Origin of the sequence: Clostridium sp. UBA871 (assembly GCF_002295255.1) — a bacterium.
In the GTDB taxonomy this organism is placed as follows: domain Bacteria; phylum Bacillota; class Clostridia; order Clostridiales; family Clostridiaceae; genus Clostridium_J; species Clostridium_J sulfidigenes.
The window spans coordinates 306,018-321,500 of the sequence record NZ_DBFV01000004.1; the positions used below are offsets into that span (position 1 = coordinate 306,018).

Here is a 15,483-nt window from a genome sequence, read left to right on the forward strand (position 1 = left end):
TTAAATGGACAGAATGGATTTTACCCATGCTGTAGCTCGATTAAGGGTAATGGAAAAAAGACTCCTTGATAAAAATAAAATTGAAAGATTATTGGATAGTGATGGACCACAGGAAGTTTTAAAGATATTACAAGAAACTACTTATGGTGAACTTATTAATAATATAGATTCAGTTTATGATTATGAAAAAATCCTTAAGGAAGAGCTAGTGAATCTTTACAGCACTTTATATAAAATATCTCCTGTAAAAGAAATTATAGATATTATGAGTTTAAGATATGATTATCATAATATTAAAGTTTTATTAAAGGCAAAAGCCTTGGGCAAGGATTTATCTAATATTCTAATACCAATAGGAACAATTCCTTTAGATACTCTTAAAAACTGTATTTTATCTGATGAGCTAAAATCCTTAGATAAGCAAATTCAAAAAGTTATCATTAAGGTAGAAAAAGAGTTTGAGGTTAATTCAGATCCTCAAGTAATAGACACTCTTTTAGATAAATACATGTTTGAAGGTATGATAGAAAAAGCAAGGAATATAGATGTTCAGTATATAACTAGATATGTAAATGAGTCTATAGATATTACTAATATAAAGACTATGCTTAGAGTTAAAAAGCAAAATAAAGATGGTAGATTCCTTGAAGGTGTATTAATACCTGGTGGAACTATAAAGCATAACTTTTTTATAGAAGGAATAAATGAATCCCTAGAAATCTTTACTAGTAAAATATCTAGAACCCCTTACTCAAAGGTACTACATACCATCTTAGAAGAATACATGGCTACAGGTAGCATTTCATCCTTAGATGTACTCTATGATAATTATATTATGGATCATGCAAAGGAAGCTAAGAGAGTTAACTTCGGACCAGAGCCTATCATTGCATATATAATTGCTAAAGAAACTGAAATTAAAATAATTAGAATTATTATGGTAGGAAAGATTAATAAGGTTGCTACTGAAGTTATCAGAGAAAGGTTGCGTGAACTATATGTATAAGATAGGTGTAGTTGGAGATAAAGATTCAATACTAGCATTTAAGGCCTTAGGAATTGATGTTTATCCAGCAGTTGAAGCTGAAGAAGCAAGAAAAATTGTAGATAAAATGGCTTTTGAAAATTATGCTGTAATATTTTTAACTGAGCAATTAGCTCAGCATTTAGAAGAAACTATTGAAAGGTATAATAAGAAGCTTATACCTGCAATTATACTTATACCAAGCAATCAAGGCACACTAAATATTGGTAAACAAAAAATCAGCGATTATGTAGAAAAAGCTGTTGGAGTAAATATCTTATAGAAAGGTAGGTAAAAAACTTGAAGAATGGTACTATTGTTAAAGTTTCAGGTCCATTAGTAGTTGCTAAGGACATGGATAATGCTAATATATTTGACGTTGTAAAAGTTGGTGAAAAGGGACTTATTGGTGAAATCATTGAAATGAGAGGCGATAAAGCTTCCATTCAGGTTTATGAGGAAACCTCTGGTATAGGACCTGGAGACCCAGTAATTACAACAGGAGAGCCACTAAGTATAGAACTTGGACCAGGATTAATCGAAGCTATGTTTGATGGTATTCAAAGACCACTTAATGCTTTGCAAGAAGCTGCAAATTCTCATTTCCTTAAAAAAGGTGTTGCAGTTAAATCTCTAGACAGAACAAGAGTTTGGGAATTTAATGCTACAGCAAAGGTTGGAGATGAGGTAGAAGCTGGAGATATTATTGGAACAGTTCAAGAAACTGCCGTAGTTCTTCACAAGATAATGGTTCCTTATGGAGTAAAAGGAAAGATTAAAGAAATAAAATCAGGTAACTTTACTATAGTTGAAACTGTTTGTATCGTAGAAACCGAAAAGGGTGATAAAGAGTTAACCCTAATGCAAAAATGGCCAGCTAGAAAAGGAAGACCTTATGCTAGCAAGTTAAAACCTATTGAGCCAATGATTACAGGACAAAGAGTTATAGATACATTTTTCCCAGTAGCTAAAGGTGGAGCTGCAGCGGTACCAGGACCTTTCGGAGCTGGTAAAACAGTAGTTCAACACCAGATAGCTAAATGGGGAGATACTGAAATTGTTGTTTATGTTGGATGTGGTGAACGTGGTAATGAAATGACAGACGTTCTTAATGAATTCCCAGAACTTAAAGACCCAAAAACTGGTGAAAGCTTAATGAAGAGAACAGTACTTATTGCTAATACTTCAAATATGCCAGTTGCAGCCCGTGAAGCTTGTATCTACACTGGTATAACTATAGCAGAATACTTTAGAGATATGGGATACTCAGTTTCTATAATGGCAGACTCTACTTCAAGATGGGCTGAGGCTCTAAGAGAAATGTCCGGTAGACTTGAAGAGATGCCTGGTGATGAAGGATATCCAGCTTACCTAGGATCAAGACTTGCAGATTATTATGAAAGAGCTGGTAAGGTTGTATGTTTAGGAAAAGATGGTAGACAAGGAGCAGTTACTGCTATTGGAGCCGTATCTCCTCCAGGTGGAGACTTATCTGAACCAGTTACTCAATCTACTTTAAGAATAGTTAAGGTTTTCTGGGGACTAGATGCTCAATTATCTTATAAGCGTCACTTCCCTTCAATAAACTGGTTAAGTTCATACTCATTATACTTAGATAGTATAGGTCAATGGATGGATGATGAAGTAGCATCAGATTGGTCTCAATTAAGAATTGAAGCTATGACACTACTACAAGAAGAAGCTAGCCTTGATGAAATTGTTAGATTAGTAGGTATAGATGCACTATCTGAAAAAGATAGATTAAAATTAGAAGTTGCAAAGTCTCTTAGAGAAGACTATTTACAACAAAATGCTTTCCATGAAATAGACACTTATGCTTCACTTGGCAAACAACATAAAATGCTAAAATTAATTCTATTATTTAGAAAAGAAGCTGAACGTGCTTTAGAAGCTGGAGTTTATCTAAACAATATATTAAATTTACCTATGAGAGATAAAATTGCAAGAAGTAAATATATTGCCGAAGATAATATTGACACTATCAATAACATCGCTGAGGAATTAGTAGTAGAAATTAATAGATTAATTAGCGAAGGAGGGGTTCTAGATGCTTAAAGAATACAGAACTGTTACAGAAGTTGTAGGACCTTTGATGGTTGTTGAAGGTGTTGAAGGCGTTAAATATGACGAATTAGTTGAAATAGAATTACAAACTGGAGAAAAGAGAAGAGGTAAAGTTCTAGAAGTTAATGGTTCTAAAGCAATGGTTCAACTTTTCGAAGGTTCATCTGGAATAAACTTAAAAGGTACTAAAGCTAAATTTCTAGGAAGACCTCTAGAACTTGGTGTATCTGAGGATATGTTAGGAAGAATATTTGATGGTATGGGAAATCCAAACGATGATGGTCCTAGTATTATAGCTGAAAAAAGAGTAGATATAAACGGTGAGCCAATTAACCCAGTATCAAGGGATTATCCATCTGAATTTATTCAAACTGGAATTTCTGCTATAGATGGGCTTAATACATTAGTTAGAGGTCAAAAACTACCTGTATTTTCAGGTTCAGGACTTCCACATGCACAATTGGCTGCTCAAATAGCACGTCAAGCTCAAGTTCTTAACTCAGATTCTAAGTTTGCCGTTGTATTTGGAGCTATAGGTATAACTTTTGAAGAAGCTCAATTCTTCGTAGATGAGTTTAAAAAGACTGGTGCTATAGATAAATCAGTACTATTCATGAACTTAGCTTCTGACCCAGCTATCGAAAGAATAGCTACCCCAAGAATGGCTCTTACTACAGCTGAGTATTTAGCTTATGAAAAAGGAATGCACGTACTTGTTATATTGACTGATATAACAAACTATGCAGAAGCTTTAAGAGAAGTATCCGCTGCTAGAAAGGAAGTTCCAGGTAGACGTGGATATCCAGGATATCTTTATACGGACCTATCTACTCTTTATGAAAGAGCTGGAAGATTAAAAGGTATAGAAGGATCTATCACTCAAATTCCGATTCTTACAATGCCAGAGGATGATAAAACTCACCCAATTCCAGACTTAACTGGATATATAACAGAAGGACAAATTATTCTATCTAGAGAATTATATCAAAAGGGTATAATGCCTCCAATAGATGTATTACCTTCACTATCAAGACTTAAAGATAAAGGAATAGGTAAGGGTAAAACTAGAGAAGACCATGCAGATACTATGAACCAATTATTTTCAGCATATGCACAAGGTAAGCAAGCAAAAGAATTATCAGCAATTCTAGGTGAATCTGCTCTTTCAGATGCAGATAAAAAATATGCTAAGTTTGCTGAGGCTTTTGAAAATGAATATGTTTCTCAAGGATTTAATACAAATAGAAGCATAGAAGAAACTTTATCTCTTGGATGGAAGCTTCTAACCATACTTCCTACTACAGAGCTTAAGAGAATTAGAGATGAATACCTTGAAAAGTATATGCCTAAGGGAGATGAGGCATAGCATATGGCAAGATTAAATGTCAATCCTACTAGAATGGAGCTATCCAAATTAAAGAAAAGACTAGCTACTGCAACTAGAGGGCATAAACTTCTTAAAGATAAACAAGATGAATTAATGAGAAGGTTCATAGATCTAATAAAATACAACAATAAGCTACGTGGTGAAGTTGAAGAGAAACTTCAAGGTGCCTTTAAGGATTTTCTTATGGCGTCAGCAGCTATATCACCTGAGTTCTTGGAAGAAGCTATTTCTTATCCTAAGGAAAGCATATCTTTAGAGCTAGCAGAAAAAAACATAATGAGTGTAAATGTACCTGTTATGAACTTTGTACGTAAGCTAGAAGGAGATTCAGGTAGTATATATCCTTATGGATTTTACAGTACTTCCTCAGAACTTGATAATTCTATAGAACAGCTTTATTTAATTCTTCCTAAGCTTCTAGAACTTGCAGAAGTAGAAAAGTCTTGTCAGCTTATGGCCGATGAGATTGAGAAGACAAGAAGAAGGGTAAACGCTCTAGAATATATGACAATTCCTCAGCTTCAAGAAACAATTAAGTATATTAAAATGAAGCTGGATGAAAATGAAAGAGGTGCTTTAAGCCGTCTAATGAAGGTAAAAGATATGATGGAAAAAGCACAGGCTGCAGCTGAGCAGATGTAAAAGAGGTAACCTCCGGGTTACCTCTTATTTTAATTTCTGTTTACTTAAATTCACTCACATAAAAATTGGTTAGTCTCACTAAGGATTCTTCGCCCACTTTCATAGGTTAATAAGCTCTTAGCTTCCTCATAATTACACCATCTATAATCCTCAATTTCTTCTACTTGAATTTTAATTAAACTATTATCAGCTTCTCCTAAAAACAATACCACTTCTTTTTCAATAAAATTATCAATATTATATTTATCTGTAGCTCGAAATCCATCTATTAAGTTAACTTTCAGTCCACATTCCTCAAAAACTTCTCTTAAAGCTGTTTCTTCTTCTGTTTCTGAATATTCCATATGACCTTTAGGGAATCCCCAATAACTATCAAGGCCAATACTTTTTAAAAGTAAATATTGAATTCCTTTATTTGAGGTTTTATATACTACTGCTCCACATGATTTTTCATAGCTCATATTCTCATCCACATTATTAATTAAAATATCCATTATTTTATCTCCTTAATTAACTTTTCTATTTCATATGTATAGCCAACTTCTATAAGCTCTATATCTGTCACTTATCTTTTTCCAAAGTTTTCTTGGGTTAACCTTACTGCTAGCTCCTGAATTTCTTCTGCTGTTGTATTATAAGGATTTATTGAGTTTTCTAATATCTTTTTAGTTCCTTCTATAGGGTTATTATAATAATACTCTAGTACAGTATCTCCTAAGTCAAATAATATACCTAAAGGCTTTTCAAAAAATCACAACCTCTATGAAAATAATTAATTTGAAAATATATGAATATTATACACTAACTTCAATATTATTATTATAAATTTATGAATTATATTTATATAAATGGTATAATATAACTACTATTTTAAAATATATTCAATAAAAAATATGATTAAAAAGGAAATAGGTTATGAATATTATTAAATGCCAAAAACAAGATCTATCAAGTATTTTTGATATAATTTCTAAGTGTAAAACTCATATGGAAAGCCATAACATCTATCAATGGAATGAATTTTATCCTAGCTTAGATATTATAGAAACTGATATTATTAGTGGTAATTGCTATTTGTTAAAAGACAACGGACTATCTATAGCATATTTCGCCATAGATGAAGAGCAACCCTCAGAGTACAATAACATAAATTGGATTACTCAAGGTGAAAAAGTATTGGTTATTCATAGGTTAGCTGTACTTCCTGAATATCAAGGTATGGGAATTGCAAAGAAAATATTAAAATTCATTGAAGAGTTTGCTGATGAAAATAAATACACATCTATAAGATTGGATGCTTATAGCGAAAATAGAAAAGCACTTAAATTATATGAGAATCATGGATATAAAAGAGTAGGTAAATTATATTTTCCTAATAGAGAAGTTCACTTTTATTGCTATGAGAAGAAGGTAAAAAACACGCCCATTCCAGAGATTTTAATTTCTATGTTAAATGAATATGATAAATCCCTAAGAGATAACTTTCCTAATAAGATATTTGGTATATATATTTATAATTCAGTAGCACTAGGTTGTTTTAGTGAGAAAACAAGCGATATAGATTTTATAACAATATTAAATGAGGAATTTGAAAATGAAGATATTGGTACCGTAGAAAAAGTTCATAGGAAAATAAGTAAAACTTTTGAATATGGTAATAGGATGGAAGGCATGTATATAACTAAGGATAAAGTAGGTAAGCTTAATTCAGAAATAAGCCCTTATATATACTTTTGTGATAATATTCTTCATTACTATGGCTATTACGATATTAATTATATTACTTGGTGGACACTAAAGTATTTTGGCATACCTATAAATTGCTCTGATGTTAACAGTTTATCTATAGAAGTAGATTGGTGTAGTATTATAGAAAATATGAACTTCAATTTAAATAATTATTGGAAGGATAAATTAAGTGAAAATTATATATTTCTCCAGGATGAATGGATTGAATTCGCAGTTGCAACCCTATGTAGAATACTATATACCTTAGAAAATAAAGCTATAACTTCTAAAGACAAAGCTTTAGAATATGCAATAACTACTATACCTAAGGAGTATAGTTTAATTATAAAAGAATGTTTAAGACTTAGGAAGCGAAATTCTGATTCATCCTTTTACAGATCAACATTTGAAAGAGAACACTCAGTTAAAGACTTCATCAAATTTATTATAGATATCTGTAATGAAAAGTATAAGTTATAGGAAAGGAATTGTATAAAATGCAAAATATAAAAACCATATTAGATAGTATAGTAGAAAGCTATAAGACCATATTAAAGGATAACCTAATAGGAATCTATATTCATGGTTCTTTAGCTATGGATTGTTTTAACCCTGATATAAGTGATATAGATTTTTTAGTAGTAGTAAAAGAAAACCTAAATGCCAATGATAAAAGAAAGCTTGTAGATATTTTATTAGAACTATCTAAAGATGGACCAGGAAAAGGTTTGGAAATGAGTGTGCTTTTAGAAAAGGATGTTAAGAACTTTAAGCATCCAACTCCATATATACTTCACTATTCTAATGCATATAAAATAACTTATGAAGCTAATCATAGCTATTTATGTGAAGATGGAGAAGATCCAGATTTAGCTGCTCATATTACAATAACAAGAGCTAGAGGGATTTGTATATATGGTAGCTCCATAGAAGATATATTTTCACCTGTACCAAGAAAAGACTATTTAAAATCAATTTATTTTGACATAGCAAATTCTAGAGAAGAAATTATAAAGTTGCCTATGTATACTATTCTTAATCTTTGTAGAGTTCTATATTATCTTAAAGAAGACGTTATTTGTTCAAAAAAAGAGGGTGGACAATGGGCATACTCTAATCTTCCGAAGGAGTATATAAAGACTGTGGAAAAAGCTTTAAACTGTTATGAAAAAGGAGAAAAAGGTAATTTTAACGAAAAAGATCTAGTTAACTTTGCAGATTTTATTATGAACAATATAGATAATTATTTAAATAGTGAAATAATGAATTATTTAAGTCATGCTATAGAATTACACAAAGAAGCTGAAGATATAATTTATAAAGAAGGTATTGACTCTATTCTAAAGAAATATGGACAAGTTAATTATACTGGTAGTTATAGATTTAATTTAATGGCCTGGGAAGATATTGATATGAACATGGTAATGAATGGAGAAGAATTTTCTTTAGATAATTTCTTTAAAATGGGGAGTGAACTTGCAAAGATAAAGAACATTAAACTAATGAAATTTCAAGACTTTGTTAATTACCCTAAGAAAGGACTTCCAAAGGGATTTTATTGGGGAATCCAATATGAAAGTAAGATCACCGATAAAACTTGGAAAATGGATTTGTGGATTGTAGATAAAGAAAGTTTTGAATTTAATAAAAACTATATCTCTAAAGTAATTAAAAATTTAAATGAAGAAAACAGGAGCTTAATCTTAAATGTAAAAAACTCCATTATAAATGAAGAAGGAAGAACTCCATTTACCAGTGGATATTACATTTATGAGGCAATATTATTCAAAGGATTAAAAGATAAAGAACGTATATTAAATTATTTAAAAGAGAAGGGCATTAAAATATAGATTAAAGCTTTAATAAATATATAATATGAGAAGGAGTGAGATAGTTGTTTAAATTAGTTAAACCCACATTATCTATGGAGAAAGAATATATAGACTATGTTACTGAATGGGAAGCTACTGAAGAGAAGATTGTTCCAAATGCAGCTAAACGAGATAGCATGAGTTTCAAAGAGTTAGTAAATAAGTGGGAAGAATATGAATCAGAAAATATGTATGAGAAAGGATTAGTACCTTCTTCCATATATTTTTTAATGGATGAAGACAAAAAAATTTATGGAGCTATAGATATTAGGCATGAGCTAAATGATTACTTATTACGATATGGAGGACATATTGGATATGGAATAAGACCTTCTCAGAGGAGAAAAGGTTATGCTTCTCAAATGTTATCTTTAGCGCTACCCATAGCTAAAGAATTAGGCATAAATAAGGCATTAATTACTTGTGACAAAAGTAATGTAGGTTCAGCTAAAACCATTATTAATAATGGTGGAATTCTAGAAAATGAAGTTATTAATGAAAATGAAATAACTCAAAAATATTGGATAGAATTTAAGTAAAAAGTTCATATACAAATAAAAACCATCTTCGAAAAGATGGCTTTTATTTTATAATTCTACAGCCTTTAATTCAGCAGTAACTATAACTCCATCATCATCAATTTCTATAAAGCCTATATATTTTCCTTTAGCCCATGGAGAAGGCTTAGGGATACTGCCAGGATTCATAAATATAATATTTCTATATTCTTCTTTAAAAGGTATATGGGTATGACCAAAGAGTACCACATCTGCACCAATGCTCTCTGCTTTTATAGCTATACTATTCATGGTACTTTTCACCTTATATAAATCTCCATGGGTAAAGAAAATTTTTACTCCATTAATAGTAATAGTATTTTCTTTAGGATATGTATTAGAAAAATCACAGTTTCCAGCCACTGCAAATATTTCACCTTTGAAAGTTTTTTCTAAGAGTTTTACGTCTTCTATGCAATCTCCCAAATGAATAACTATATCAGATTTTAAATCATTTATATATTTTGAAGCTACTTTTAAAGCTCTTTCATTATGATGAGTATCACCAACAAAAGCAATTTTCATGTTATCCCTCCAATAAGTATATATTTCCGTAAAATATTATACCATTATTCTTTGGTATAGAGGATAAATGAGTCTATTTTATTCTAATGTTCCAATAACATATCCTCTGAAATCCCCACGAACAGTACAACTATTTAACTATTTCTATTTTTTCATAGTTTAATAGTTTCCTACAGAAAAATAGAAATAGTTCCATATATAAATATTTACATATAGAACTATTTCTTAATATTAGAGCTACTATTTTTTATTGAGACAATATAAAAATCTAATCATATTTATACCTGCTAGTCCTACTAATATATATATTGCTCTAACTAGCATATCTGAAAAGCTAAAGATGAAATGAACAAGATCAAAATTGAAGAGTCCAAATATTCCCCAATTAATTGCGCCTATAATAACAAGTACAAATGATATTTTGTCTAATAAATTAATTTTGCACATAAAAACTTCCCCCCATTTTAATTATATTATGATATGTTTAAATCCATTAATATATTTTATGTTTAATATATATGATATATTTGGATAAAATAGAACAATGAGAATAACCTATTATTACAAATAACACGAATTTTAATTGGACTTATATTTATATAATATGTTATAATAGTGAATGATATTAGATAAAAAAACATTTTTGTACGGAGGTTACTATGAGAGATACATATAATTCACCATTAAATTCTAGATATGCATCTAAGGAAATGAGCTATATTTTTTCTGAGGAAATGAAATTTAAAACTTGGAGAAAACTTTGGGTTGCATTAGCTGAGGGAGAACAAGAATTAGGATTAAATATTACTGATGAACAAATCAAAGAGCTTAGAGACAATATTGAAAATATTGACTATGAATTAGCTGCTGCTAGAGAAAAAGAAGTTAGACATGATGTAATGAGTCATGTATATGCTTATGGGGTTGTAGCTCCATCAGCTAAAGGAATAATACATCTAGGAGCTACTAGCTGTTATGTAGGTGACAATACGGACCTACTCATTATGAGAGATGCTCTTATATTAATTAGAAAAAAAGTAATAAATGTGTTAGATCAACTAAGCAAGTTTGCTTTAAAATATAAAGACGTTCCAGCTCTTGGATTTACTCATCTTCAACCAGCTCAGCTTACAACTGTAGGAAAGAGAGCTACTCTTTGGATGCAAGAGTTATTAATGGATTTAGAAAACCTTGATTTTGCAATTGATAAAATGAAATTTAGAGGAGTTAAGGGAACAACAGGAACTCAAGCTAGCTTTATGTCTTTATTTAACAATGATGAAGAAAAAGTTAAAGAACTTGATAAAATTGTATGTAAAAAAATGGGCTTTGAAAAAGCATATCCTGTTACTGGCCAAACTTACTCTAGAAAATTAGATTCTATAATATTAAATACATTATCTGAAGTAGCACAAAGTGCATACAAATTTAGTAATGATATGAGACTTCTTCAAAACATGAAGGAAATGGAAGAACCTTTTGAAAATCATCAGATAGGATCTTCAGCTATGGCATATAAGAGAAATCCTATGAGAAGTGAAAGAATTAGTGCACTTTCAAGATATATAATTGTAAACTCTCTTAACCCAGCAATTACTGCTGCAACTCAATGGTTTGAAAGAACACTAGATGATTCTGCTAATAAACGTATATCCGTTGCAGAAGCTTTCTTAGCTCTTGATGGAGTGCTTAACCTATATATAAACATAACTTCTAATATGGTGGTATATGAAAAGGTAATAGCTGCCCATGTTAATAGTGAGTTACCATTTATGGCTACAGAAAATATTATGATGGAAGCTGTTAAGCGTGGAGGGGATAGACAAGAACTTCATGAAAAAATAAGAGTACATTCTTTAGCTGCTGCAAGACAAGTAAAAGAATTTGGAGAAAAGAATGATTTAATAGAAAGAATATTAGCTGATGAATCCTTTGGATTATCAAAAGAAGAAATTCTATCTATAATAGATCCAAGTAAGTTCACTGGAAGATCTAGTGGTCAGGTAGTTGATTTTATAGAGGAATATATAAACCCTATATTAGAAGCTCATAAAAATGAATTAGGTGAAGAAGTAGAAATAAACGTATAATAAAATAAGCTGGAATGCTAATAATGCATTTCAGCTTATTTTTATGATGCCAAAGAGGATAAATCCCACAGTGTTTATAGCTAAATTAGCAGACATATGAACTATCCAAGAGACATAAATATTATTAAATCTTTCATTAAGGTAATTAAAAAGAAGTCCAGCTATAAATAGTGAAACTATAAGCAAAATGAACAGTGGGGGAGTAAACCAATTATTCATAATAGCCACATGATAAATTGCAAAGGCTAAAGCACTAAAAATATAAGCAGCTTTTCTTGAACTTACCTGTTTTAAAGATAAGAAGGAAAAACCACGGAAGAAAAACTCTTCCAAAAGGGAATTAACTAATGTAATATATAGTGCTACAAATAAAAAGTTTTCTTTAGTTACTCCTAAATTATTCTCTAAATTAGTAGTGATCATAGAAAAATCAAAAAATGGACCTAGAATAAAATAAGCTCCTAGTATAAATACATATACAACTATACCAAATATAAGTGCAAAAAATATGCTTTTTTTACTTCCTTTAAAAAGTGCTTTAAAGGAAATAGCTCTCTCTTTTATACATACAATTAAGGGCAATAGTAAAAAGATACATATTTTTATTAAAGACTTTGTAAAATAATTAGGTACAATTAAAATTTCCACTAAGGCCATAATAATACAACCTAATACTACTACTAAAATAATAGATAGAGTGGCTTGTTTATTTTCCATAGATCATCCTCCTTGAAAATTTTATGTATATAGCTTTAAATAATGACTCAAGGCTTTAAAATAATTATAGCATATTATTTTTCTAAAATAACAAGTATATCCTTAATTGACTATAGTAATTCATTATGATAATATTTAGTTAACTTAATATTCGGGAGCTTGTGTACAGGCTGAGAGGGAGTGTAAACTTCGACCGTACCTGATTTGGATAATGCCAACGTAGGAAGTAGATTTATATAATTATAGGTATACCACTTAGTTGGTATGCCTTTTATTTTTCTTCATATAGGGGAGGGTAAGTAATTTAAAAATATTGATTTTGAGGGGATGATATGTAATGTTAAAAACAAAAAAACTAACTTTAGCTGGAATTTTCATTGCCATGGGAGTTATTTTATCTACAGTTATAGTTATACCAGTAGGAATTGCAAAATGTGCTCCAGTTCAGCATTTGATAAATGTTTTATCAGCTGTTATTTTAGGTCCTTTTTATGGAGTAGCTATAGCTTTCCTTACTTCCACAATTAGAGTGCTTATTGGTACAGGTACCTTCCTAGCTTTTCCTGGAAGTATGTGTGGAGCTCTTTTAGCTGGAATCCTATATAAATATAATAAAAAAATAACTATGGCATCCATAGGAGAAATCTTCGGCACAGGGGTAATAGGAGCTTTAATAGCCTATCCGGTAGCAAAGTTCATCCTATCAAAGGAAGCGGCTCTATGGGGCTTTGTGGTGCCATTTAGCATAAGCTCTATTGGTGGCACACTAATTGCTATACTATTTTTAATAGCTCTTAAAAAAACAGGAGTATTAGATAAAGTTTCTAATAAAGGTAATTAGAGCTTAACATCTTAGTATTTTAAAATAGATCTTAGGGAGAGGATATAAAATGATTAAAGATATTTTAGATTCAGCAAGAAAAACCAACCCTCTTGTGCACAATATAACTAATTATGTAGCAGCTAATGATTGTGCTAATATAACCTTAGCTTGTGGTGGTTCTCCTATTATGTCAGATGATCCAGAGGAAGTAGAGGAGATAACCACCTTATGTAATGCTTTAGTAATGAATTTAGGTACTTTAAATCCAAGAAAGTTAGAAGCCATGATTAAGGCAGGTAGGAGAGCTAATAAATTAAAGCATCCTGTAATATTGGATCCTGTGGGTATTGGTGCATCATCCTTTAGACAACAGGCTGCAAAGGAACTTTTAAACACTGTAGATTTTCAAGTTATAAAAGGTAATATATCTGAAATAAAAACTATAGGAAAGAAAAAAACTATATGTAAGGGTGTAGATGCCAGTGAAATTGAGTCTATAACGGAAGATAATATAGAAGGTGCACTTACTCTAGCTACGGAGCTTTCTAAGGATCTAGGGGCAATTATAGCCATTACAGGGGCTATAGATGTAGTTGCAGATAAAGATTTAGTATATATTATTAGAAATGGGCATCCATCTATGAGAAATGTCACCGGAACAGGATGTATGCTTTCATCAATTATAGGAGTTTTAGTTGGTGCTAATCCTCATAGAATCTTTGATGCAACGGTAACTGCTTTCTGTATTATGGGAGTATATGGTGAACTTGCTTATAATAAAATAGTAGAAAAGTTTCAGGGAAGTGGATCTTTAAAAATACATTTGATCGATTATGTGAGTAATATGGATTATAAAATTTTAGAAGAAAAAATTAAAATAGAAAAGTTTTTTTAAATTAAAGGATTTTTACCTCTCTTCATAGAATAATTAATGTCGTGAAATGTAAGTTTCGCGACATTATGCTATAAAAATTAAAGGGGAATGGATTTTATGGATTCGAAATTAAATTATATGCAAGATAATTCTCTACCCAAAATACTAAAGGATTATTTAAGTTATCTTTCTTCTGTTAAAGGTGTTTCTAGCAATACTTTAGTTGCCTACGCTTATGATCTAACTTTATTCTTTAAATTTCTTAAAGTACATAATAATGAAGTAACTTTATCACAGGATGTAATTTTTGAAAATATTCCTATTGATAACATCTCTTCTGATTATCTTAAAAATTTAGAATTGGTTGATTTTTACACCTATCTATCCTTTTTAGAGAATATGAGAGAAAATGGAACCTATGCAAAGGCAAGAAAAGTTGCCTCTCTAAAGTCCTTTTTTCACTATTTATGTTCTAAAGCTAAAATTATACCTACAGATCCTACTTTAGACTTAGAAAGTCCTAAAATAGGAAAGCGCTCCCCCATTTACTTAACTTTAGATGAAAGTAGAGACTTATTAGCTGTAGCTAATAATAGAGATAAAAATTCACCTAGGGATTTATGTATAATTACCCTATTTTTAAACTGTGGTGTGAGACTATCAGAGCTTTGCAGCATCAATATTGCCAATATTAAAGGTGATACCCTTACTGTCATTGGTAAAGGAAATAAAGAAAGGACTATTTATCTTAATAAAGCATCAATTAAGGCTATAAATAAGTATCTTGTTGTAAGAAATGATATTGCAGATAAAGTTCATAGTGAGGATAGAGAGGCTCTATTCATAAGTGGAAAGTATAGAAGAATTAATAAACGCACTGTAGAAAGAATAATAAAAAAATATGTAGGTGCAGCAGGTCTTGATACTGATAAATACACACCTCATAAATTAAGGCATACCTCTGCAACATTACTTCATAAACATGGTGGTGTAGATGTTAAAACTCTCCAAGAGATATTAGGTCATGAAAATGTAAGTACTACTCAAATATATGTTCATGTTGATGATGAAACCCTAAGAGAGGCTATTAACACTCACCCCTTAGGGGATGAATAATAAAGAAGGATAGCAGCTATGAAATCTATGGCTGCTATCCTTCT

16 protein-coding genes and 1 riboswitch are annotated in these 15,483 nt (G+C 30.7%); of the genes, 12 read left to right on the forward strand and 4 right to left on the reverse strand.

Annotation, left to right across the window (positions count from 1 at the left end; genetic code table 11):
• Positions 1–4: 4 nt before the first annotated feature.
• Genes B3086_RS07450 through B3086_RS07470 form a run of 5 tightly spaced genes read left to right on the forward strand, consistent with a single transcriptional unit; the run spans position 5 to position 5,138 of the window.
• Positions 5–1,006, forward strand: a complete 1,002-nt coding sequence (locus B3086_RS07450) for a V-type ATP synthase subunit C (RefSeq protein ID WP_346848167.1) — start codon at positions 5–7, stop codon at positions 1,004–1,006.
• Complete coding sequence (locus B3086_RS07455) at positions 999–1,307, forward strand: V-type ATP synthase subunit F (protein ID WP_035131363.1); 309 nt, start codon at positions 999–1,001, stop codon at positions 1,305–1,307. Before B3086_RS07450 ends, B3086_RS07455 begins: the two co-directional genes overlap by 8 nt.
• A 17-nt stretch (positions 1,308–1,324) precedes the next feature.
• Positions 1,325–3,100 carry a V-type ATP synthase subunit A gene (locus tag B3086_RS07460; protein WP_346893128.1) on the forward strand — a complete coding sequence of 592 codons (1,776 nt, stop codon included), beginning with the start codon at positions 1,325–1,327 and terminating at the stop codon, positions 3,098–3,100.
• Positions 3,093–4,475, forward strand: coding sequence for a V-type ATP synthase subunit B (locus B3086_RS07465; protein ID WP_035131359.1), 1,383 nt, complete (start codon positions 3,093–3,095; stop codon positions 4,473–4,475). The genes B3086_RS07460 and B3086_RS07465 overlap by 8 nt, the downstream gene beginning before the upstream one ends.
• 3 nt (positions 4,476–4,478) lie before the next feature.
• Entirely contained in the window at positions 4,479–5,138 is a 660-nt protein-coding gene (locus B3086_RS07470) for a V-type ATP synthase subunit D (protein WP_346893130.1), read from the forward strand.
• Positions 5,139–5,188: 50 nt separating this feature from the next.
• On the opposite strand, the gene B3086_RS07475 is transcribed toward B3086_RS07470, so the two are convergent.
• Entirely contained in the window at positions 5,189–5,632 is a 444-nt protein-coding gene (locus B3086_RS07475; RefSeq protein ID WP_346893132.1) for a bis(5'-nucleosyl)-tetraphosphatase, read from the reverse strand.
• 421 nt (positions 5,633–6,053) lie between these two features.
• Here B3086_RS07475 and B3086_RS07480 point away from each other — a divergent pair, with 421 nt between their 5' ends.
• From B3086_RS07480 to B3086_RS07490, 3 genes are read left to right on the forward strand one after another with little or no spacing between them, the layout of a single operon-like run.
• Positions 6,054–7,346: a GNAT family N-acetyltransferase gene (locus B3086_RS07480; RefSeq protein ID WP_346893134.1), complete on the forward strand. Its 1,293-nt coding sequence runs from the start codon at positions 6,054–6,056 to the stop codon at positions 7,344–7,346.
• Between the two features lie 17 nt (positions 7,347–7,363).
• The gene (locus B3086_RS07485) at positions 7,364–8,716 is read left to right on the forward strand and encodes an aminoglycoside adenylyltransferase domain-containing protein (RefSeq protein WP_346893136.1); all 1,353 of its coding nucleotides are present in this window, start codon (positions 7,364–7,366) and stop codon (positions 8,714–8,716) included.
• Between the two features lie 44 nt (positions 8,717–8,760).
• Positions 8,761–9,276 carry a GNAT family N-acetyltransferase gene (locus tag B3086_RS07490; protein ID WP_346893138.1) on the forward strand — a complete coding sequence of 172 codons (516 nt, stop codon included), beginning with the start codon at positions 8,761–8,763 and terminating at the stop codon, positions 9,274–9,276.
• Positions 9,277–9,324: 48 nt separating this feature from the next.
• Here the strand turns inward: B3086_RS07490 and B3086_RS07495 are convergent, their stop codons facing one another.
• Together B3086_RS07495 and B3086_RS07500 are read right to left on the reverse strand one after the other, a co-directional pair.
• A complete protein-coding gene (locus B3086_RS07495) occupies positions 9,325–9,819 on the reverse strand; it encodes a metallophosphoesterase (protein ID WP_346893140.1) in 495 nt (164 codons plus the stop codon).
• A 240-nt stretch (positions 9,820–10,059) separates the two neighbouring features.
• On the reverse strand, positions 10,060–10,266 hold the full coding sequence (locus B3086_RS07500; protein WP_035135773.1) for a DUF378 domain-containing protein: 207 nt from the start codon (positions 10,264–10,266) through the stop codon (positions 10,060–10,062).
• A gap of 212 nt (positions 10,267–10,478) precedes the next feature.
• Between B3086_RS07500 and purB the strand changes: the two genes are divergently transcribed.
• On the forward strand, positions 10,479–11,909 hold the full coding sequence (gene purB / locus B3086_RS07505; protein ID WP_346893142.1) for an adenylosuccinate lyase: 1,431 nt from the start codon (positions 10,479–10,481) through the stop codon (positions 11,907–11,909).
• Between the two features lie 30 nt (positions 11,910–11,939).
• Here the strand turns inward: purB and B3086_RS07510 are convergent, their stop codons facing one another.
• Positions 11,940–12,626, reverse strand: coding sequence for a type II CAAX endopeptidase family protein (locus tag B3086_RS07510; protein ID WP_346893144.1), 687 nt, complete (start codon positions 12,624–12,626; stop codon positions 11,940–11,942).
• 141 nt (positions 12,627–12,767) lie between these two features.
• Positions 12,768–12,869, forward strand: a riboswitch (TPP riboswitch).
• A 94-nt stretch (positions 12,870–12,963) separates the two neighbouring features.
• On the opposite strand from B3086_RS07510, the gene thiW reads away from it, so the two are divergent.
• The 3 genes from thiW to B3086_RS07525 all read left to right on the forward strand — a co-directional run bounded on the left by thiW (position 12,964) and on the right by B3086_RS07525 (position 15,439).
• Positions 12,964–13,467 carry an energy coupling factor transporter S component ThiW gene (thiW, locus tag B3086_RS07515; RefSeq protein WP_346893146.1) on the forward strand — a complete coding sequence of 168 codons (504 nt, stop codon included), beginning with the start codon at positions 12,964–12,966 and terminating at the stop codon, positions 13,465–13,467.
• A 49-nt stretch (positions 13,468–13,516) separates the two neighbouring features.
• Positions 13,517–14,344, forward strand: coding sequence for a hydroxyethylthiazole kinase (gene thiM / locus B3086_RS07520; protein ID WP_346893148.1), 828 nt, complete (start codon positions 13,517–13,519; stop codon positions 14,342–14,344).
• A gap of 96 nt (positions 14,345–14,440) precedes the next feature.
• Positions 14,441–15,439: a tyrosine recombinase XerC gene (locus B3086_RS07525; RefSeq protein ID WP_346867246.1), complete on the forward strand. Its 999-nt coding sequence runs from the start codon at positions 14,441–14,443 to the stop codon at positions 15,437–15,439.
• Positions 15,440–15,483 lie beyond the last annotated feature (44 nt).